The sequence below is a fragment of the Paenibacillus sp. UNC217MF genome (genome assembly GCF_000686865.1).
Lineage (GTDB): Bacteria > Bacillota > Bacilli > Paenibacillales > Paenibacillaceae > Paenibacillus_B > Paenibacillus_B suaedae.
Genome location: NZ_JMLT01000010.1, coordinates 99,081 through 121,614, shown reverse-complemented (window position 1 = coordinate 121,614; position 22,534 = coordinate 99,081). Strand labels below are relative to the sequence as shown.

The window sequence follows — 22,534 nt, the reverse complement described above, 5'->3', positions numbered from 1 at the left end:
ATCGAGATTGATTATAAAGGCCGCCTGTTGGAGGTTCGAATTCCCTCCATTGAAAGCCCTCCACACCAGCTAATTTGCAACCTAGGGTGAAGGGCTCCTTTTCAATTCCACATCATGAAACGGTTCGGGAAGGAATCGATCCTAACTCATTCCCTATTACTAACGATTGATATATGCAGATTGCTGCAGCATTCTCTTCAGCACTACGACGCCTTCAGCGCGCGTAGCAGTTCCATTCGGAACAAAAGAGTTTGTATTGCGCCCTTCCATAAGTCCTTTGCTCACGACCGCAGCTACAGCATCCTTAGACCATGCGGCAATCTCATTCTGATCCTTAAAGGATTGGAGAATTGCCTCCGTATTCACATCGGTATCCTTTACCCCAGCAATCTCAGCAGCTCGTAGTATGAGCAGACTCATCTGCTCACGCGTGAGCAGTGCATTCGGGCTGAAGTGGTTGCTGTCCGTACCTTGAATCAGTCCCTGCTCTACCGCTGCTCCTATTGCACCTGCATACCAATCTTGGGACTGGACATCGACGAATGGCATCACACCTGCCTTCTCCTTCATGCCGAGCGCTCGCACAACCATCGCTGTAAATTGGGCACGCGTCAGCTTCCCTCCCGGAGAGAAGCGGGTGTCACTCGTTCCCTTCACTATCAGCTTGGATGCCAGCAATAAGATATCTTGCTCAGCCCAGTGTCCCGGTATGTCCGCGAACATTGGCGGCTGCACTTCTGCAGTGCCGTATATCCCCGTCCCCGATAGCTTGAGCAGCACTTCCAAATCCCCTTCACGAGATTCAAATAAGGCAGGGACGAACGCGTAACTTCGTGATTTCCCATCATAATCAATTGCCGTCATTCGATTTCGATCAACTGCAATCGCTGGGAGCTTGAATCGATATTCCGCCCGTTCCCCCTTGAACGCAATCGCCTGCACTTCTTCCCCTTCCTTCACGACTAATCCAATTTCGATCGCGGGCCCTATCTTCTTGGAACCATCCTGCAATAATCGTTGCTGGAGTGCTCTATCCTGTTCTTGCAACAACGTCCCGATACGAATCTGAAGCTCCCTAGACTTCTGATTACTGCTGTCTTTCAGGGCGGAGTTCATCGCGTGAAGCGGCAGCTTCAGGACACCTTGCGGCGATTCGATGACAATGCTGGATTGTGGAAGCTCCTTCGCAGCTTGCACCGCGCCTAATACCGGAATGCTAACTTCCAGCACTTCCTGCACATTCGCAATCGAATATTTCAGAATAGGGTCAGACAATGAAGAAGCTTGTTTCTTGAACTGTTCGATCTCTTCCTGCATCGGAGCAAGATTTACCTTCGCTGCGGTCACTTGACGTCCATCCCGATCTTGTCGATAAGCAATGGACAGCCGCTCTAGTTTATTCGGTGTCGCAGGCTGCTGCGAGACAGCTCCCGAACCGCTAGATGGATTCGAACCTCCTGGATTCGGATCCGTGCCGCCTGAATCGGTGCGGATGATGTCAATCGTTCGACTGTTCGTCTTATATTTATCTACAAACACAGTAATCGTTACGCTGTTCCGGCCAACTGATAGCGGGATGTTGGATTTGAAGCCGCCGTTTGCGTCAATAATCGCGGGCTTACCATTCAAAAACACCTCAGCCTTCCCTGTGCCCAGCACCTCAACCTGACCCTCCACCACTATCTCGCGGTTCGAAGTCTGCCGCCCTTCATCGTCTTGCCATCCGCTAAGCACAGCTGCCCGTATCGAGTTACCCACGTCATACGCGTTCGCCACAAGCTGGCGCAGCGTTCGCGTCCCAGAAGGATCGACGGTTGTAATGACGAATCCCCCCTGCGGAATGACACTGTTATTCTGCTCCGGTACAGCCCAGTTCCATTGGATCGCTTGTTTACGATTGACCACATTCGTCACTTTACCGCCGGCATCTACAACAACCTCGACCCCGAATTGATTCGTGCCCGTTGAATAACCGAACGCGTCGGTCAGCACATTCACATTGCCCTCGACTCGGTTCACATTATAATAGCTCCCTTCCATGAATGAATCCGGGCTGCCTGGCAAGCTGATGCCAAGCTGATAATCCTTCACATATTCCTCATCCCGGAGGGCCGCCGAAGCTATAGGCCAGTTGATCTGGGAGGCATCGAACAACATTAGACCATTCGTGGTAGCCAATCCAGCCTGAAATACCTCCCGCTGCACTGACGGAGTCTGTACATTGACAAGGGATATCCCCGCATATAGCGGAATCTCTCCATTGGTCACGATATTGCCAAGCGTGATGTATTTCTTCACTTCCTTGCTGGTCGTCTGATAGGCGCCGATCATTAAGAAGTCTAAGTATTCAATGTAGCCCGTATCATAATATTCCGGCGTATAGACAGATTGATCAGGCATCCCTAAGCGTGTGTCATAGCGGAAATTACGGCTCCCCCAATTGACACCGTTCAAATAATACGTCTCATACCAAGAACCTACATAGGAGGACACTTGGATCGTCCGTCCCGTTGAGACTTCATAGGAATCAACGAGTGCCTTCACTTCGGCAAAGAAGCTCTTGATCGCCCCGGAACGGAATTCCCACCAGTCTTGAATCAATGGCCCGTATACCCGGACGTTCTGCTCATATCGGTAAATATCGGCCGGCCAGTTCTGCAACTGCTTGCCCCTTGCTTGCAGGAACTGCTCGAATTTGATCCGAGTGACGTCACTGAAATCAGCCGTTTCGTTATCATATCTCCCCCGATCGTGGACGACTCCATCGACATCGTAGTTTTTGATCACTTCTTCGAACGTTTTTAATTGATATGCTCTCACCTCATCGTCTGAAGGATTAACGAATGCAACGAGCCCCTTTTTCGCGCTTTCCCGAAGACGCTTGATCTCCCCGTTGTTTTCTGGAACGTAGATACGCTCCTCCCAATTCAAGTGCTGATCGAGCACTGCGTACTCGTTATGGGCGATCGAACCTTCCGCAAATACATTCAGAGATGCGTGCACCTTTAAGCCAAGCGCATGGCCATGCGAAATAAATTCCTGCAGCAGGTCGAGATTCGGATTCGAGCCTGCCTTCTCCGGCGCTTTTATCTCACTCACGTACGGTCTTCCGGTCAGATCGTTCTTCTTATAGGATACGAACCCCTCTACCCCTTTCACATCGAAGACGACCGTCGTCACGCCTAAGTCCTTTGCCTTCTTCAGGAAGGCCAGCACTTGCTCGCTGGATTGGAACTTCCGAGCATTCGCTGCCTGATCGACCCATAGAATGATGTCCTTCTCAGGTGCAAATCCCGGTCTGCTGAACACGACCATATTTCGCTTATCCTGTTCCTTTCCGTTTTTCATAACCACAATATCCACATAGTTCGTACCCCTGCTCAGCGTAACGGGAACTGAGAAGGTACCATCCGCAGCGAAAGTCTCCTGCTTCCCATGGATCAATAATGCCGTCGACTCAGGATGATCGATATTCACAATCCGCCCAGTAACCACCGTCTGGTTGTCTGTTACGGTATACATCAGCTCATTATCCAGCGTCAGTCTTGCAATCGCTCCATTGCCGCTTCTCACATCCTTAACAGAGACTACCTCTCCGTTTTTGCGAAGCTTAATCTGATCCCCCGCCTTGAAATGAACCGCTAGATACCGTTTGATGAAGTTCGTCGTATAGCTGTCGTCCTGTGCCATTAATACATAACCGCCATCTGGGATTTCCAGAGTAGTTGGCCCCGTCCAGACAGGAGGCTTGCCATTAATAGAAGGATTGACGACACGAAGCACACGATTATGTTCGTCTACTTGAACAGCAACATTGTATTGAGGAACGACAATCGAGGAGCCATAATCACGTGTAAATAAGGCAACTACATTTCCGTGTGCGGCGATGTCTTCGTCTACAGCATCAATTTTATGCCGAGGCCCTTGAATTTCGATTGTGACATCGATTGGAGCAGCCTCAACCTCGATATAGTCTGAGCCCTGCCCGGAGCGTTCATAGGTTGCGGTGATGTTGGACACTGCCAGCTCTGTATCGCCTTGCAACAAGCGCACCGTGATAAGGTTAGCACCTAATGTCAGATACACTTGCTGCAGAAAGCTGCCGTTCGCGGTAATACTCGCCTGCTTCCCACCGATGACAACCTGGATATTCTGGTTCTCTCGATAATTCGCAACATAGCCTTTGACCGCAATCATGGGTACCGTTACCGTTGAATCCGAAGGGGTAATGAGATGCAGTTCAGGCTTCAGTTCAGGCTCAGGCTTCTGATTGCGGAAATCAGCTGCCGTCACTTCCTTGCCGCCTCTCATTAATCGAATGTGATCTCCAACGCCATAATGATGGAATAGTAGTTTTTGATGAATCGAAGAGTCCCAAGTGGTTCTACCAGAGAGCACGATATAGCCCTCCTCTGGAATTGCAATACTTATGTCGTCATCCCATGACACCGGAGGATCAGCATCAGGGCCATATACAGCTTCTACAACACTGTGACGATTGACCACGAGGGCCACATCATATTTTTTGACGAACACTTCATTGCCGTACACCGTATTCGTCACACCGGCTCCACTCGTATATAAGGCCAAGTAATCGGTTTTGTTCACTAATGAATCCCCAGGGGAATTAATATCGCTAATTACAAGCGACTGCGTTGCATCCTGCGAGACGACGGTGACAGGGTCTGCCTCACCCGATGGAAGAAGCAGTTGTTCGATTGGGGGCAGATCCGCCTCAGCCTGCGCATAATTAGGCACGGCCTGCAGCAGCGTGGAGAAAAGGAGAACGGCAACAAGCCAGATGGACAACGGTCTCAGCAAGATGTATCTCATTACGATTACCACCTTTCAGGAGAACAATTTAGGATTTATGCGCTGATACACGCATAGCACTCACGTGTGTATGTTCACCCCCCTTTGACCTTCTCGTTACAGTAATGATTGCCTCCACATTGTAGTGGTAAAACGCTTACATCATAAGCGGTTTCGCATTACCTTTTCTGGTAAAATCATGTTCATTTTTGTAGTCTTCCTATATTTGAAACCTTCTACTCGATGCGAATCCCGGACGCCCCTACGGAATAGTCAGAGAATAAACTTCTTAATTCATTTTTTATCTTGCAGCTTCCATTATTTAGTGTATGATAGGAATTATTTCATTCGACGCTTCTTCCTTCGCATGACGTAGAAGCCTCATGTCGTTCACAGATTGGAGGTCATCTTATGTCCCAGAACACATCCATATCAATGACTTGGCTGCTTCGGTATCTATATCCGGTAAGGGGCCGGCTGCTGCTGCTGCTGATTATGCTGCTCGTGTCCACTGCATGTCAGCTCATTAATCCTCAGCTTGTGCAGCAATTCATCGATACAGCCGCAGCTCAAGGTGCAATATCCACCCTTCTCACACTTGCAGGCATTTATCTGCTCATTGCTGTTTTCGCCCAGTTTATTACGGTTGCGATAAGCTATGTTGGCAATGATATCTCATGGCGCGCAACCAATACATTACGCGGTGATCTCTTGCGGCATTGCCTCGAATTGGATATGCATTTCCATAACCGCAAGACGCCTGGCGAGATGATCGAGCGAATAGACGGCGATGTAACCGGCATGTCCAACTTCTTTGCCATGTTCATTGCGCAGGTCATCGGCAGCTTCATCCTGCTCATCGGTATTCTAGGCTACATGTTCACCGTTAATTGGCCGATTGCAGCTGTCATGACTATATTTACACTTCTCTCCATCGGCTCTATGGTATTTATTCGCAACATGGGCGTGAATAGCTCCAAGGACGAACGTTCTGCAAGCGCCGCCTTATTCGGCTTGATTGAGGAACGAATCGCGGGTATCGAGGATGTGCAAGCGAATGGGGCTGTGCCCTATGTCATGAATCGATTCCATGGTGCGATGCGGAAGGTGTTCTTATCCGGCCGCAAAGCTTGGATGCTGCGGGTTATTCCATGGAACAGCACGGTCGTACTCTTTTCGATCGCTGTGACGGTTGTACTGTTATTGGGCGTCCATTACTATTTGATCGGTCAAATATCGCTCGGGACGCTGTTTCTCATTTTCCAATACACGCAAATGTTAAATACGCCTATTGAGCAGTTGGGAGATCAAATTCAGGAATTCCAAAAGGCCAAATCTGGCATGCTTCGCGCTCGCGAACTCCTCTCCCTTCGCAGTGAGATTGAAGATGGAACGAAGACGCAGCTGCCAGATGGAGCTCTCGGTCTGGAATTCAAGCAGGTTACCTTCGGCTATAACGAAGATAAGCTCGTGCTTCACGACATCAGTTTCGACGTTCAGCCAGGCCAGCGACTTGGCATCATTGGCCGTACGGGAAGCGGCAAGTCCAGCATTAGCCGTCTGCTGCTTCGTCTATACAACATCAACAGCGGAACCATTCGAATTGGCGGCGAGGATATTCGCAGCTTGAAGCTGGAGACGCTGTACCGCCGCGTAGGAATGGTGACGCAAGACGTGCAGCTCTTTGACGGAACGCTGCGCGACAATCTAACCTTATTCGATCCGAATGTATCGGACGAGAGCATCTTGGAGACAACCGCGAAGCTCGGGCTGCGGCAATGGATCGATGGACTGTCTAATGGACTCGATACCCATTTGTCCTCGGGGGGTACTTCGCTATCCGCAGGTGAGGCTCAATTGTTCGCCTTGACACGTGTATTTCTGACGAATCCAAGTATTATTGTGCTTGATGAGCCTTCATCACGGCTGGATGCCGCAACAGAAGCAATGCTACAAGTTGCAGTCGATCAGCTGATGGAACAGTGTACGGGCATTGTCATCGCCCATCGCTTGGCAACGCTCGAGCAGGTCGATACGATCATGGTGTTACAGCATGGACGAATTGTCGAGTTCGGCTCACGCGGGGAGCTTGCGAACACCCCATCCTCGCATTATGCGAGACTGCTTCGAACGGGAATGGAGGAGGAATTGGCATGACCGTAACCCGCTTTATCACCCGATTGTTCCAGTTCCGACCGATGCTCTTTTTTGTAAACGGAATCATGTGGGGCATGTTTCACGCAATCCCCCTGCTCATCGGTCTCGGCATGCAGTGGTTTTTTGATCGCGCCACTTCACAATCTCATGATTATATGTGGCTTGCGGTTCCGTTAATTGTTATCGCACTTGTACGCATACTGCGGGTTGGCGTGTTTTTTGCAGCATTCTACCAGTGGGTCACTTATATCTACCATATCCAAGCAGTACTACGCACCAACATGCTGGCAGGCATTATGCGTTGGCCGGGACGGCATCTTCCGGCTTCCCCCGGAGATGCTGCCAGCCGCTTCCGCGACGATGTGAATGAAGTCGTGGATTACGTGGAATCATGGGTCGACTTCTGGGGGCGATTGGCCTTCACCATCGTATCCATCATCATTATGGCCAACATCAATTGGCAAATTACCGTAGTTGCAATCCTGCCACTGCTTGCTGTTACCGTGCTGAACAACCTATCGGGCAATCGCGCACGGCGCTATAGCCAGCAGAATCGAGAAGCAACATCGAAGATTACAGGATTCATCGCGGAGATATTCGGAGCAGTGCAGGCACTGAAGCTTGGGCAGGCTGAACGCCATGTGCACCAGCGCTTCGTCGGGCTGAACGAGAATCGTCGTCAAGCTGCCCTTAAGGATACGCTGTTCACGCAATGGATGAAGTCGCTGAATCAGCATGTGCTTACCATCAGCACGGGCGGAATTCTGTTGATGTGCGCAACAGAAATGCAGGCAGGGCGGTTCTCTGTAGGAGACTTCGCTCTATTTACCTCCTACTTGACGAACTTCGCCTTCAGCATATCCTTGTTCGGCTATATGGTCTTTCAACATAAGCGCCTGCAAGTATCTCTCGATCGAATGCGCATCTTATTCCAGCCGGGAGAAGAAGATCGAGTCGTGGAACACAGCGAAATTTATCTGAATGAAGATCCTCCGGCTCCACCTGTTCGCACCCTTACTGATTCAGAACAGCTGCAATCCTTGGAGGTCGATCAGGTATCATTCACCTATCCGGATTCTGAACATGGCATTCAAGATATTCAGTTTCACTTGAATCGAGGCGAGTTCCTCGTCATTACCGGCAGGATCGGCTCGGGGAAATCCACGCTGATGCGTACATTGCTTGGTCTCTTGAAGAAATCAGCAGGAACAATACGCTGGAACGGGAAGGAGATTGATCCTGCATCATTTCTCACCCCGCCCAAAGCAGCCTATACACCGCAGGTGCCTCGCTTATTCAGCGACCCGCTGCGGGAGAATATCATTATGGGCAGTCATGATCGAGAGAAAGATGCATTGGAGCACGCCATTCGTCTAGCAGTCATGGAGCGGGATATGGAACAGCTTGAAAATGGTCTTGATACGTATGTAGGGCCTCGCGGGGTAATGCTCTCCGGCGGACAAATTCAACGGGCGGCAACTGCAAGGATGATGATGACACAATCTGATCTGTATTTGTTCGACGATCTGTCCAGCGCCCTTGATGTGGAGACCGAGCAGCTGCTCTGGGAGCGATTATTCACCGAGCGTGATGTCACCTGCATTGCCGTGTCGCACCGCCGCGCTGCCTTAAGCAGGGCTGATCATATTATCGTAATGAAGGATGGCCGCATCGAGGCAGAAGGGACACTGCATGAGTTGCTCGCAACATGTGCAGAAATGCAGCTGCTCTGGCAAGGCGAGCATTCCTCTACGGAGGAAGTACCGAAGGAGGAACTGATCAGTTCCTAGTGGATTGCTCTACTCACTTCTCACAACTTACAACTAGCTCTACCACAACTCATGCTTCATCTGCATAAAGAAATTTAGCAAGAATCCCATGTGAAAAGGAGGATGGCATCTCCATGTCTTGGTTCTCTCTACAGGCAGCAGACACGTTCAAGGCATTCTCTTCAGCACATATGGGGGCACTGTTTCTATTTATCGTGACAGTGCTCCTCTTATATCGATGGCGTCATTGGTTTCGACAGGATAAACATAACCGATACGGCAGATGCGGCCTAATAAGTTTGCTCGTCCTATCTGAAGTAACCTTGAATATATGGTATGTGGCAACAGGGATATTCCGTGCGGCGGATACACTCCCGTTCGAGCTATGCAGCATCTCCTTATACATGTGTGTGCTCATGCTCCTGTTCCGTAGCAAGAAGATATTCCATATTGTTTATTTTACCGGTATCGGGGGAGCACTCCAGGCTCTGCTAACACCAGCTCTGGACTATCCGTTCCCGCATTTCCGATTCGTCCAGTTCTTCATCGCCCATATCGCAATCATCCTCGCGGTGCTGTATATGGTCTGGGTAGAAAATGTGCGGCCTACGTGGAAATCAATCGGTTATGCGATGCTGTTCCTTAATGTTCTGCTCGTTGTAGTTGGGGGTGTCAACTATATAACAGGCGGGAACTACATGTTCTTGGCTCACAAGCCGGAAACTGCTTCCTTAATGGATGTGCTGGGGCCTTACCCGTGGTATCTTCTATCACTCGAGGGTGTTGCGCTGGGAATGTTCATTGTCTTGTATCTTCCATTTCTTATTGCAGGACGACTGCGTACAAGCAGCAGTACCGATAAAAATCTGCGAGGCTGATTCAGAGTGCCTATTGGAGCAGCAGCCATTGCGAAATGATCATGCATATCAAAAAAAGGATTGTGCCTCCGCACAATCCTTTCTCTTATTTTCATGGTAATCATCATACTCATCGCAATCACAGATTACAATTTATTCCTCTAACTTGTATAATAGATATGTACAACACACCTTGAGTGGTTGGCTCCCTCCGGAAAGGAGGTGAGTCTATGAACTTCTCCTTCTCCGATGTTATCATGTTCGCTACGTTTCTCGTCGCGCTACTGACGTATATGGATAGAAAAAAGAAGTAACCACTCATGGTTAGCCGCCGTGGGTTACTTCTCTATAGCTTTATGAAATTTATGGAGGGGAAAATCCACTCAAGATGTTTGTACTGGGAACGGATGGCAGTCCGTTCCTTATTTATTGTATCGCTCTTATTACATATTATACCTGATTACCGCCACTAATCAATTGAAATAAACTACTAATTTCAAGTTTCCAGCTACTCTTATACAGGCATATGCTCCTGTATCCGACGCTTCTCGCGTACTTCCTCCATCGTCTCCATAAAGCGGCGCTCCGCTTCCCCCATATACGTATCACTGCGGCGAATATAGACAACGGATACCATATTGAACGGTTTCGGTATGGTGAATACTTGCAGCTCGCCTTCTTTCTCTAGACGTCTTACTGCGGCCCGAGGGACAACTGTTATGCCGAGCCCAGCTACAACCGTTCCGATAATCGTCTCTAGTGTCCCGAATTCCATCACCTTCGTTGGCGAAATTCCCTCGAGCTGCATCCACTGCTCCAGCTTCGCTCGATATCCGCAGCCTTTGCGGAAGACAAGCAGCGGGCGGTGCAGCAATTCCCGCACATGGAATAACGGCTGCTTCCCGTCTACGGCACATTTGCCGCATACGAGCACCAATTCCTCATCGAACACCGGGTACTGTTCTACGTTCGATACCGTTACCGGACCGGATACGAATGCCCCATCCAGCTTGTATTCCAGCACTTCTTCCGTCAGCTTGTCCGTTACCCCCGCCATAAGCGACAGGTCGACCTTCGAATATTTCTGATAGAACAGACTTAATATATCAGGCAATCCGACGACCGTCTCTACTGAACCGATCAGCAGATTGCCAACAGGATCCTCACTGTCTTGGAACGCCTTCCTCATTTCACTCATGAGCATGGACATCCGCTCTGCATAATAGAGCAGCTTGCGGCCTTCCGCATTCAAGGTCATGCCCCTGCGATGGCGATGAAACAGCGGATGCCCAACCTCCTGCTCCAATGCACGGATGCGAGCCGTTACATTCGACTGCACATACCCCATCTCTTCAGCCGCACGGCTGACACTTCCATGCTCAACGACGGACATGAAAATATGAATGTCACTCAAGTCCATCCTAATTACTCCTTCACACTCTATGTTAGATATCATTATTAGTGATATCTTAAATCACTTTCAATTATTTTACAAGATATCAGAAAAGTCATAATATGAATTTCAGTTGTTATCGAACGTTACTATAAACGGAATTGTTAAGCAATCTCTATTACAGATACAGATAACGCTTGGCATCGTGTGGATTGGGAGTGAGTGGCATCATGAGTAAGAAACATTTTTGGCAGGGAGCTATGTTTTGCCTCTTTGCAGCAGTAGCATGGGGAGCAATGTTCCCGATTGCCGAGAGCGCGCTGCATCATATCGATCCGTTCTGGTTCTCCGGAATTCGATACTGTATCGTCGGCCTATTACTAGCTGCACTGTTATTGTTCAAGGAAGGCAAGGCAGCATTCAATACAAAGGGACAAACCTTCAAAATATGGCTGCTTGGTCTGTTCGGATTCACTATTTATAACTTCGGCGTATTCTGGGGACAACAGCAGCTCGGCAAATCAGGAGTTCTGCTCGCCTCCATCATGGAATCGTTCATGCCGATGCTGGCTGTACTGTTCGTATGGCTCGTAACGCGCAAAATGCCAAAGATGTCAACACTTGCTTGTGTGATCACCGCCTTTATTGGAGTTATCTTCGTCGTGACTAAGGGCGATCTTCACTCCCTTGCAAATGGGGGCCTGAAGCTGCTTCCACTCTTGTCTGTATTTGCAGGGATTACAGGGTGGGTTATTTACACCGTTAGCAGCGGACAATTCGCTGGATGGTCTGCACTTCGTTTCTCTACCTTGAGCTCGCTGTACGGTGGATTTACAACACTGGCTATCGTTCTCGTCATGACTGCTCTAGGCATCGTCGATGCTCCATCTGTGAGCACGGTTGTATCGATTGCGCCGGAGATGAGCTTCATGATTCTCGTAGCCGGACTGCTCGCCTTGCTGAGCTGGATTCAAGGGGTTCAATTGTTGAAGCCGATTAATGGCATGCTGTTCATTAACTTCGTGCCTGCAACAACGTTCATTATCTCCGTCATACAGGGTTATGAGGTATCTTCTGCAGAGTGGTTCGGCACACTGCTTATCGTCAGCGCTCTAATCGTGAACAATCTGTTGAGCCGCCGTGCATCGGAAGAGGCGGAGACTAAGACAGCCAAATCAACAGCCGAAGTGCGAAGCCGTCTTCCGAAGAAGCGTTCCCATGCACCAACTGGTTAATCCATTCATTTGCACGAACTAACGTAGGCCCCGAACGAATAAAAAGGTGTACCGCGCAAGCGGTACACCTTTAAATAACATAATTGTAAATTACGACAGAATTGTCTCTGCAATTGTCCGAACCATAACTCCAGTTCCGCCCTTCGGATCAACGCCACGGCTGGATGCGAGGAATGCAGTCCCTGCAATATCCAAGTGAATCCAAGGCAATTCGTCAGCGAATGTTCCGACGAACAAGCCAGCTGTAATCGTTCCTGCTCCACCTGGAATAGCATTGCGCAGATCCGCAACGTCGCTCTTCAGCATATCCCAATACTCTTGATTGGAAGGAAGCTGCCATACGAGTTCATTTGTACGGGATGCAGCCGCTTTGAACGTATCGTAGAAGGCATCATCATTCGTTACAACACCTGTTGTAATCGAACCGAGCGCGACCCCGACAGCACCTGTCAACGTTGCTGCATCAATCAGCTTGCTTGCGCCAAGCTCCTTCGCATACGTCATGCCGTCAGCCAGTACAAGGCGTCCTTCCGCATCTGTGTTGAGCACTTCAATGGTACGTCCGCTGTAGGATGTAATCACATCACCTGGCTTCAACGCATTGCCAGCAGGCATATTTTCTGCCGAAGCAATCACGCAGATCACGTTCTTCTGTGGACGAAGGCGTCCAATTACGGACATCGTGCCGAGCATTGCAGCTGCGCCGCCCATATCACAGATCATTTCATCCATTTTCGCAGAAGGCTTCAAGGAAATACCGCCTGTATCGAACGTAATTCCCTTGCCGACGATGCCATAAACATCTGTCCACTCGTCCGTGCCTTGGTATTTCAGAACAATCATGCGTGGAGGATTCACGCTGCCCTTGCCAACGCCGAGCAGACCTCCCATGCCCTTCTCTTCGATCTGCTTCTCATCGAGCACGTGTGCTTCGAAGCCGAACTGTTCAGCCAGTTCCAACGCTTGTTCTGCGAGTGTGCTAGGAACAAGCACGTTCCCTGGCAAGTTCGTCAGGTCACGCGCATACGTTGTACCGAGCGCATAAGCTTGTCCCGTCTTAATGCCTTCGTTCCATGCTTCTGTCGCCAGTTCCGCTGCGTACAGGTTCAGGGATGCAAAGGTATGAGCTGGCTTCGCATCTTTCTTATAGGTAACGCGCTGATAAGCCCCCAAGAGGAAGCCTTCCACCATCATATGTGCGAACGATTGCGCTGCTGCCGCATCAACCTGTACAAGCTGTTCCGGTACGATAACCGCTACACGGCTCAGGCGATGCTTCACCGCTACACGAGCAGCCTCAGCAAGGCTAAGACGTACTTGCTTCTCTGTCAGCGCTTCTTCCTTGCGTCCTACTGCAATCAGAACAGGAGTCTTCTCTTCTCCTGTAGCTACTACATAAGTCTTGCAGCAATCTGCCTCGAACAATCCGCTACGAACTGCTGCCGCACAGGCTTCGGCCCCTGGGAATCCAGATGCATTCTCGAATTCAGCTTTTGTACCAATTACTACAACAGCGTCTGCCTCAATCTGAGCAGATGCAAGTGCTTGAGCTTGAATTTGTACATCATTCATCCATGTTGCATTTGCTAGTTTCATAATGTAATCATTCCTTTGTATTAAAAAATGATGAATGCCAATGTCTCCCTTATTGTACCACAACCCTGATCGTTGTGGCTTCATAACGGCAGACATCGGCTGCGTTGGTGAGGCTTCTTGCCCTTACAAGTATTTATGCGAGCGGCAATCGAATCGTAAACAGCGTCCATTCTCCCTCTTGGCTGTCTACCTCAATTAACCCGCCGTGATTTTTAATAATTCGATAACTGACAGACAACCCGAGTCCAGTACCATCGGCCTTCGTTGTGAAGAATGGATCGAATAAGCGCTCCATCGTCTTCAGGGACATCCCTCTTCCATTATCCCGAATATGTATCTTCGCGAACCGACCGTCCCGCTCCGTCACGATGCGGATATGCCCTTTCCGTACAGCGGCCACATCATCAATCGCGTCAATCGCATTGCGTATCATATTCAATATAACCTGCTTAATCTGCTTCACATCAATGGATACATATAATGAGCCCGAAGCGGAGTTGTCGACTAATTCAATCACGCAGCCTTTCATAACAGCATCGCTTTCGGTCAGGAGAACAACCTCTCGTAGAAGGGATGAGACAGGAACTTCTGAGGTCATAGGAGCTGATGGTTTGGAGGAATTCAGAAATTCAAAGATGATATCATTGGCACGATCAATTTCTGCGAGAATAATCTTCGCGTACTCTTCCTTGCCAAGCTGCATCAGATGCGGCCTGAGCAATTGAATGAAGCCGCGAATCGAGGTTAATGGGTTGCGTATTTCATGCGCAATAGCTGCGGCGATTTTACCAAGAATAGCGAGCTTGTCATTTTGATATGCCGTTTGTTCGATGCGCTTGAAGTCAGATACATCTTTAATGCTAAATAAATAATCGCCATCCATCTGATCCCCGTAGGTGACGGTGACAAGATAATGTCGGTCCAGACGATCGGAGAATTCGTGATAGCGCTTTCTTTGGAGGATAGTATCTTTATAGAGACGGAGGAGCATTTTCCGCTTGTCCCTTTTGAGTAAAGGATGAAAAAGCATTTCACGCAAGGAACAACCTACAAGTGCTTTGCGTGGTACATCCAACAGCTTGGCGGTCTCCACATTAATGAAAGACAGTACGCCGCTGCAGTCAAATAATACGATTCCGCTATCCATATGCTGAAGCACGTTCTCGTATTTGTCACGAACGCTCTTGGTGGAAAATAAAGCTTGTGCGGACTGAATCCAAGGCTCACGTATCGGGTTCAGCGCCACTGCAATCCCCTCCTTGCCTCTCTCTTCTGTCTTTATAGCTATCATCCACTCTAAGAAATATAGGAACGAACGATGAAATGCCTTAACCCCATCATTCCAGTCAACATGGGCCAGAACAGTAAACATTGCATCCTCGTGCAAGCTAAGAAGATCCTGCTGCAGTTCCAGTGAATGTAGCTCCATGGCTAATTCCCTCGCCACATGCAGTTCCTTCTCGTCCCCGTTCATGATATAATTCCACAGCCCTCTACAATATCTTTGAATCCACTCATTCTCACTTCGCACTTGATGCTTGCAGTCCGTGGTCAATGTGGCTCACCTCATTTGTACGGTAACCGTATCCAGGTTCGTCCCAACAGCTTCATCATAGTAAACTTTTGGCAAAATCGTCAACACTAGATAATGTCGAAAATGGACAAATAAACTCATTTCCCTTAAAAGTAAGCTAAAATGCCCATCTCATTGCACGACAAAGAGGCGCCATGCGCCTATCGCCCTACGATGAACGCGCCTCGGAGCACGCTGTTTGACGATCGGCTGCCGCCTCTTCCTCTATCCCTATATGACAGACAGCTTCTATTTCTGCTTCAGCAGCTTCGCTCTGCGACGACTCATTAGGGCCAATCGACGCTTCAGCTCCGCTTCCCATTGTGTATCTTTCCACTGCTTGGCCAATGCAAGTAAATCAAGCGCATTATCGATTTGTGTCTTCACTAGCTCTAGCGGATCATCATGCTCTTGATTAATACAGTTCTCGAACATACCTTCATCATCTGTGTGTACATAGTCACGGAAGTCAATTTCTTCAGCGCCGTCATCTGATGAATATTCCGCCAGTATTTCGTATTCGCTTTCAACTAAGTAATGGACTTCAATGCGATGACAGACCGGACACAGCAGCAGGGGAACATTATGAATGCGTGTTCGATAATGCTGCAGGGTACCCGTTGTCCCGATCATGCTTGCTCCACAACAAAAGCTCATGTTCTCCCTCCTCGCTCTGCGGTAAGCTAAGATTATTGTAGTGTATTCGATAGCTCCTCTAATAATTCCTTTAATTCTGATAAAACTTCCTTCAAACGTCCTACCTTAAGCTCCCCGCGTATAACTGTGCGCCCATGGGCATATAGATGTAAATAATACAAAGAAGCGGGAGGCATACTTATGAAATCAAATGTACTGTTCATCGCCTCGAAGCAAATTCAATACGTACATTATGACGAATCAAACCTCAAATTAGTTGTGCACTATGCAGATGGGAAGCAAGACGCATTTTCATCCATATCGTCAAGCTGGTTCGAGCAGTTAATGCATTCTGACAATCAATACGACGATGTCATGAAACTTTCGGAAGGTCTGTTACATTCAAGCTTGAAGAAGCGTCATGAACATGTATGAGCGTCAATATTGCCAAGTTTGAAATCAAATGTAAAAGCATTTTCATTTTCAAAGGTTCCAATCCTTTTTTCAAATATTCATAAAAGGAACAGACATGAAACACCGATTGCATGGATAGTATAGGTTGAAGCATGAAGTGATTTCCAGGAAAGGAGGAGCGCTTATTCCTGCTGCCGATGCACGGACGCCATCATCCTATCGTCAACATTCTGCCTTGCGATTATTACTTAAAGACCCCTTTACCTTATTCGCCTATTGGTTCATCACAGCACGCACACAAGCAGCCGTAGAGCGACACTATCGAATAGGCTGGAACGAAATGACCAAAGCGATACAGCTGTATGAAGTACCGCGTGCCGATTTCCCTCACTGCAAGCTAGGCGCATCTAACCAAGTATTGCTGCATCCCGTGGAATCGCATGAGAGCTCCGTATATCTGCATCCTGTTAAGCCAAATCGTTCATACATAGCTGATTATGGGATCATTCCGGCATCGCAATCCTTTGTACCACTTGCACGTTCAACATTCGTTCATACCCCCTACTTGCAATCATATGGCGAATTCCCTGAGCAGATGGGTGCCTTACAAGCCATACATTTGGAACAAACAGAAGCTGGATCGCCATTTCCATCATTCTCATCTTATACGTTATATGAAAATCGAGAAGGAGTTTGTGAATGAACGCATTTGTCCCAGTAAGCTCTCATCCCAGCATGCACACGCAAGGATTAGTATCCCTCGTTCTGCATGCACATTTGCCTTATGTGCGCCACCCGCATGTACAGCGCACATTGGAAGAACGCTGGTTTTTCGAAGCCATGTTGGAGACGTACCTCCCTCTGCTTCATACCTTCGGCCAGCTTGAGCGAGACAACATCCCGTTTCGCCTTACGATGACGTTAACCCCGACTTTGCTGTCCATGATGAACGATGCGGAGATGAAAGTGCGGTTTGAATCCCACTTGCAGCGTTCAATTGACTTGGCTGAATCCGAAGTAAAGAGATTGGCAGGCCGCAATGACCTGCAGGACGTCGCTGCAATGTATGTGGAGCGGTGGCATCAATTGAAGTCCATCTACGCTCGGCTCGAAGGCAATGTCATTAATGGATATCGGCATTATGTCCAAAAAGGGAACTTGGAATGCATGACATGTGCTGCAACTCATGCCTTCCTTCCTCTAATTAAGCAGCCATCCCTAGCTTACCTGCAAATTGAGGTGGGGATGCGGGAACACGAGCGGCTGCTCGGCAGACGGCCTCACGGAATCTGGCTGCCAGAGTGTGCCTATGCACCAGAACTTAGCCCGCTACTCCAGGAATGCGGGATTCAATATTTTATTGTCGATCACCATGGATTCGTCAATGCAATGCCGCAGCCAACAGCCATGCATTATGCTCCTATCGATACAGGAGGAGGGGTCTTCGCCTTCGCACGCGATCCAGATTCCTCAAGACAAGTATGGAGCACGCACGAAGGGTATCCGGGTGACCATGATTATCGAGAATACTATCGCGACATCGGCTACGATCTTGGCTGGAACAGTGCAGATGAATGGGATTATATTCGTCCTCACCTGCTGGAAAATGAAGCACGAATCAATACAGGACTCAAATATTATCGTATTACCGGAGTACATGACGTTCCTAAAGAACCATACCGACCAGAATGGGCCCTGCACAAAGCTAGGGAACACGCACGTCACTTCTTGAACAACAGAGAACTTCAACTTGAAGCGGCTCAAGTAGATGGGGATCGCCTTCCGATCGCCATCAGCCCCTATGATGCGGAACTATTCGGACATTGGTGGTTCGAAGGCCCGCTATGGATAGAAGCATTATTCCGAGAGCAGTCGGAACGAACCCGCCATCATACACAACGCATTGAGTTCGTAACACCAAGTGATTACCTATCGCGATACCCCAATCAGGAAAAGGCTCAATTATCGTTCTGTAGTTGGGGACGCGGCGGATATGCGGATGTCTGGCTGCAGCAGGGAAATGACTGGATGTATCCACGTCTTCATGAGACGGAAGATCGAATCCTGCACACTGTATCCCATATCGATAAGGAGGCAGCTTCAAGCTTCCATGACATGCAAGAGCGCATTATCAATCAAGCTATCACCGAATGGATGCTCGCAGCGAGCAGCGATTGGGCTTTCATCGTAGATGCGGGGACGGTGACCGAGTATGCTGGGATGCGAACGACTCAGCATCTGGAGAGATGCCACAACTTGCTGTACATGATTGAGCGGGGCGTATACGACCAAGTACTTGTCGAGCGGATGGAGAGAGAATACCCTTGCTTCCCTACAGTTGATTATCGGCTTCTATCCAGCAGAGCTAGGCATTCAATCGAGCGAATGTACCATTTCAATGCAGCCTATCCCCCTACCAAACGAACTATACCATTCAACTGTCCCCAACCTATTTTGGCACATCATCCACAATATCGTTCCAACAAACGCATCTTAATGATAGCTTGGGAGTTCCCGCCGCTCGTTGTAGGCGGGCTGTCACGAGCTGTATATGATCTCTCCCGTCATTTAAGCAAGAAGCAATGCGAAATTCATGTAGTCACTCGCGAAGTGCCGGGCGCACCTGAATATGAGCTAATGGATGGGGTTCACGTCTATCGTGCTCCACTTATACAGACAGCTTCACCACTAGAGTTCATGGATTGGGTGTTCCATATGAACGCTGCCATTTCATTACTCGTTGATGATCTCATAGATGCCGGTCTGACCTTCGACCTCATGCACGCCCATGATTGGCTCGTCTACCCTGCCGCAGCAGACTTGAAGCAGACTTACCATTGGCCGCTGGTTGCTACCATTCATGCCACCGAGCATGGACGCAATCATGGCCGGCTGCACGGCGAGCTTCAGCAGCGAATCCATGACATGGAAGCAAGCTTGACAGCAGAGGCCGACCATACCATTGTGTGCAGCCATGCCATGATTCAGGAGGTCGCATCTCTGTTCGATCTTACACGGCAGCGCGTTACCATGATACCAAATGGGGTTGACGCGATTGACGCAGCTATATCAGCTGGTTCGATCAACAACCTAGAACATCGCACTGATCTAGTAGATTCCCAACTTCTCTTCTATGTTGGCCGCCTTGTCTATGAGAAGGGCATCCATATTCTCATTGAGGCAATGCCACTTATTATACAGTCTGTTCCACAAGCGAAGCTGATTATCGCCGGTACTGGACCCATGAGACAGCAATTAGAGGCTCAGGCCGCACAGTTAGGACTGCAAGAACATATCCTCTTCGCTGGATTTGTACAGGATGAGGCACGGGATGCGTGGATTGCAGCCTCATCGGTATGTGTATTCCCCAGTCTATATGAACCCTTCGGAATCGTTGCGCTTGAAGCAATGCGGTTCGGAACACCTGTTGTCGTATCAGACACGGGTGGACTCGCTGAAATCATTGATCATGCTGTAGATGGATACAAAGCACTCCCAGGTCATATTGAATCATTAGCATGGCATGTAACGGATCTCCTCCTCCATCCTGAGCGAGCTGCTCAAATGGCTGCAAAAGCACAACAGAAGGTTCGAGCGCACTACGACTGGAATACGATAGCTGTGTCAACGAGACAAGTATATGAAGGAGTGATCGCTCGATGAAGGCAGTGATTATGGCAGGCGGCAAAGGTACACGGCTTCGACCGTTGACACTAGGCACACCCAAGCCAATGGTTCCCCTATTGAATCGTCCGTGCATGGAATACATTATTGAATTGTTGAAGAGGTACGACATTCATCAAATCGCCGTTACCGTACAATATTTGCCCGATGTGATTCGCAACCATTTCGGTGACGGCTCCAAATATGGCGTGCAGCTGCATTATTTCGAGGAGGACGCTCCTCTCGGTACGGCAGGCAGCATTAAGAATGCTGAGTCCTTCCTTAACGAATCGTTCATCGTTATCAGCGGCGATGCCTTGACCGACTTCAATCTGCGCCAGGCCATCCACTATCATAAGGAGAAGCAGGCAATCGCTACGATGGTACTGACGCAAGTAAGCTTGCCTCTCGAATATGGGGTGGTCATGACCGATGATGAGGGCCGGGTCTCCCGCTTCCTTGAGAAGCCTAGTTACGGAGAAATATTCAGCGATACCGTCAATACTGGCATCTATATATTGGAGCCAGAAATATTAGATTGGATTCCGGAGCGGGAAAGCTATGACTTCAGTCTGCATCTCTTCCCAAGACTGCTTCAAGAACAGCAGCGACTATACGGATATACTGCTTCCGGATACTGGTCAGATATTGGAAACTTACAGCAATATCGGCAGACTCAATTCGATATGCTCGATCGCCGCGTAGATGTGCACATTCAAGCAGCAGAACCGATGCCAGGTCTATTCGTAGAGTCAGGCGTAAGGCTCCCTTCCCGTATTAGACTGAGCGGACCTGCCTATATCGGATCAGATTCGATTCTCCACCCTTCCTGCTCGATCGGACCATATACCATTCTCGGCTCCGGCAATATTGTGTTCCCGCACAGCGCACTTACGCGCTCCATCTTGTGGAACGGAAACCGCGTTGCCAAGCACTGCGACATTGAAGATGCGATCCTGCTCCATCGCACGAACATCGGCAGTGATGTACACATTCAAGAAGGCGCCGTTATTGGAAGCGGCTGTACGATCGGCGATAAATCCCATATCCGTTCTCAAGTTAAACTGTGGCCGAACAAAGAGGTTGAAGCGCATAGCATCGTAAATGCTACGCTTATCTGGGGCAATGCAGCTGCCTCACTGTTCAAGGGCAGCAAAATATGCGGAAGTCCGAATAGCGAGCTGACCCCAGAATTTATCGGCAAGCTGGCCTGTGCTTATGGATCGATCCTCAATCGGGAATCATCTATTGTTCTGGCTGCATCTTCGCATCCTTTTGACACCATAATGAAGAATGCCTGTGCAGCAGGACTTCAATCACAGGGCATTCATATCATTGATATCGGAGACGCTCCTCTGGAATGCTTGCGGCATGCTGTTACCACATTGAAGGCCGATGGCGGCATTCATTTCAAGGTACTGTCCGCTAGCGAGGATGCCAAGTTCGAACAAATGGTGATGAACTGGATGGATGCAAGAGGAATGCCATTCGCGAAAGGCTTGGAGCGTAAGATCGAAAATGCCTACTTCCAAGAAGACTTTGCGCGAACACCAATCGAATATATGGGGCGCAGAAGAAGTGAAGAACACGCGATAACCTCCTATTTTACAACACTATCCAAGGCCATTGACTTCAATCTAATTCAATCTGCAAGCTTCAAGCTCATCGTTCAGAGCTCAGGTGCAGAATCGGCACTCGTTCAACAATGGTCTTCTCTGACCGGAGGCATCCTGCTTCATACCCAATCTGATGTGCCATCCCCAGCTGCCGTTATTGAGCATATTCGAAATGTTCAGGCTGACATGGGCATCATGCTGACCGAAGATGAAGGGTTCCGCATCTATATGAGTGACGGCACAAGCATGCATCATAATCATCTTCTTCCGCTACTGCTGCAGGCGCTTGTCCAAACGGGAGTCAACGCGAGCATCGGGGTGCCGATCAGCGCTCCTGTTACAGCAGAGCAGATTGTCAGTCGCAGCGGGGTAAGAGTCGTACGGACGCAGGAGCCGCTTCGCTCCCAGATGGAAGCCACGAGCGGCATCGCCTTGTTGCCTGCGGCACATCGCTTATATGCGATTAGTCTGATTTTGCAGCTCATGGCAGACACCGGACAGCCGCTGAACGGACTTGTTGCGGATATTCCAGCCTTGCATACCGCCATTGAAGAAGTGACCTGCCCCCGTTCTGACAAAGGCAGTGTCATGCGCGAAATGACCGAGTGGGTTCGCCAGTCCTCCTATCGCGCGGAATTTCTAGATGGAATTAAGATTGAGACGCCTGAGGGCTCCATTCTTATTCAGCCGGATCAAGAAGAGCCATTGTTCCGCGTTATTTCACAAGCAGACAGTATGACCAAGGCGCGAATTCTAGCTCATGAATATGCAGGACGGTTAATCCAGACGCAGTCCCCGTTAAGGAAGTGATGA

13 protein-coding genes are annotated in these 22,534 nt (G+C 49.1%); 8 read left to right on the top strand and 5 right to left on the bottom strand.

The window, feature by feature from the left end; genetic code table 11:
- Nucleotides 1-159: 159 nt before the first annotated feature.
- The gene (locus BP95_RS0107775; protein ID WP_028531827.1) at nt 160-4,833 is read right to left on the bottom strand and encodes an S-layer homology domain-containing protein; all 4,674 of its coding nucleotides are present in this window, start codon (nt 4,831-4,833) and stop codon (nt 160-162) included.
- Between the two features lie 390 nt (nt 4,834-5,223).
- Between BP95_RS0107775 and BP95_RS0107770 the strand changes: the two genes are divergently transcribed.
- From BP95_RS0107770 to BP95_RS0107760, 3 genes are all read left to right on the top strand, one after another.
- On the top strand, nt 5,224-6,969 hold the full coding sequence (locus BP95_RS0107770; RefSeq protein WP_028531826.1) for an ABC transporter ATP-binding protein: 1,746 nt from the start codon (nt 5,224-5,226) through the stop codon (nt 6,967-6,969).
- Nucleotides 6,966-8,759: an ABC transporter ATP-binding protein gene (locus tag BP95_RS0107765; RefSeq protein ID WP_021254525.1), complete on the top strand. Its 1,794-nt coding sequence runs from the start codon at nt 6,966-6,968 to the stop codon at nt 8,757-8,759. The genes BP95_RS0107770 and BP95_RS0107765 overlap by 4 nt, the downstream gene beginning before the upstream one ends.
- A 113-nt stretch (nt 8,760-8,872) precedes the next feature.
- Nucleotides 8,873-9,616 (top strand): YwaF family protein, encoded by a 744-nt coding sequence (locus tag BP95_RS0107760; protein WP_021254524.1) that lies wholly within the window; start codon nt 8,873-8,875, stop codon nt 9,614-9,616.
- 493 nt (nt 9,617-10,109) lie between these two features.
- Here BP95_RS0107760 and BP95_RS0107750 read toward each other — a convergent pair whose 3' ends face one another.
- Nucleotides 10,110-11,015 carry a LysR family transcriptional regulator gene (locus BP95_RS0107750; RefSeq protein ID WP_021254523.1) on the bottom strand — a complete coding sequence of 302 codons (906 nt, stop codon included), beginning with the start codon at nt 11,013-11,015 and terminating at the stop codon, nt 10,110-10,112.
- Between the two features lie 203 nt (nt 11,016-11,218).
- Here BP95_RS0107750 and BP95_RS0107745 point away from each other — a divergent pair, with 203 nt between their 5' ends.
- Nucleotides 11,219-12,223, top strand: coding sequence for a DMT family transporter (locus BP95_RS0107745; RefSeq protein WP_028531824.1), 1,005 nt, complete (start codon nt 11,219-11,221; stop codon nt 12,221-12,223).
- A gap of 90 nt (nt 12,224-12,313) precedes the next feature.
- Here BP95_RS0107745 and BP95_RS0107740 read toward each other — a convergent pair whose 3' ends face one another.
- The 3 genes from BP95_RS0107740 to BP95_RS0107730 form a co-directional block, all read right to left on the bottom strand.
- A complete protein-coding gene (locus BP95_RS0107740; RefSeq protein ID WP_021254521.1) occupies nt 12,314-13,819 on the bottom strand; it encodes a leucyl aminopeptidase in 1,506 nt (501 codons plus the stop codon).
- A 133-nt stretch (nt 13,820-13,952) separates the two neighbouring features.
- Nucleotides 13,953-15,374, bottom strand: a complete 1,422-nt coding sequence (locus tag BP95_RS0107735) for an ATP-binding protein (RefSeq protein ID WP_021254520.1) — start codon at nt 15,372-15,374, stop codon at nt 13,953-13,955.
- A gap of 267 nt (nt 15,375-15,641) precedes the next feature.
- A complete protein-coding gene (locus BP95_RS0107730) occupies nt 15,642-16,049 on the bottom strand; it encodes a hypothetical protein (RefSeq protein WP_021254519.1) in 408 nt (135 codons plus the stop codon).
- A gap of 180 nt (nt 16,050-16,229) precedes the next feature.
- Here BP95_RS0107730 and BP95_RS0107725 point away from each other — a divergent pair, with 180 nt between their 5' ends.
- From BP95_RS0107725 to BP95_RS0107710, 4 genes are all read left to right on the top strand, one after another.
- Complete coding sequence (locus BP95_RS0107725; RefSeq protein ID WP_021254518.1) at nt 16,230-16,463, top strand: KTSC domain-containing protein; 234 nt, start codon at nt 16,230-16,232, stop codon at nt 16,461-16,463.
- Nucleotides 16,464-16,599: 136 nt separating this feature from the next.
- On the top strand, nt 16,600-17,145 hold the full coding sequence (locus BP95_RS0107720; protein WP_161627136.1) for a DUF4912 domain-containing protein: 546 nt from the start codon (nt 16,600-16,602) through the stop codon (nt 17,143-17,145).
- On the top strand, nt 17,142-20,105 hold the full coding sequence (locus BP95_RS0107715; protein ID WP_021254516.1) for a 1,4-alpha-glucan branching protein domain-containing protein: 2,964 nt from the start codon (nt 17,142-17,144) through the stop codon (nt 20,103-20,105). The genes BP95_RS0107720 and BP95_RS0107715 overlap by 4 nt, the downstream gene beginning before the upstream one ends.
- The gene (locus BP95_RS0107710) at nt 20,102-22,531 is read left to right on the top strand and encodes a sugar phosphate nucleotidyltransferase (protein WP_021254515.1); all 2,430 of its coding nucleotides are present in this window, start codon (nt 20,102-20,104) and stop codon (nt 22,529-22,531) included. Before BP95_RS0107715 ends, BP95_RS0107710 begins: the two co-directional genes overlap by 4 nt.
- Nucleotides 22,532-22,534 lie beyond the last annotated feature (3 nt).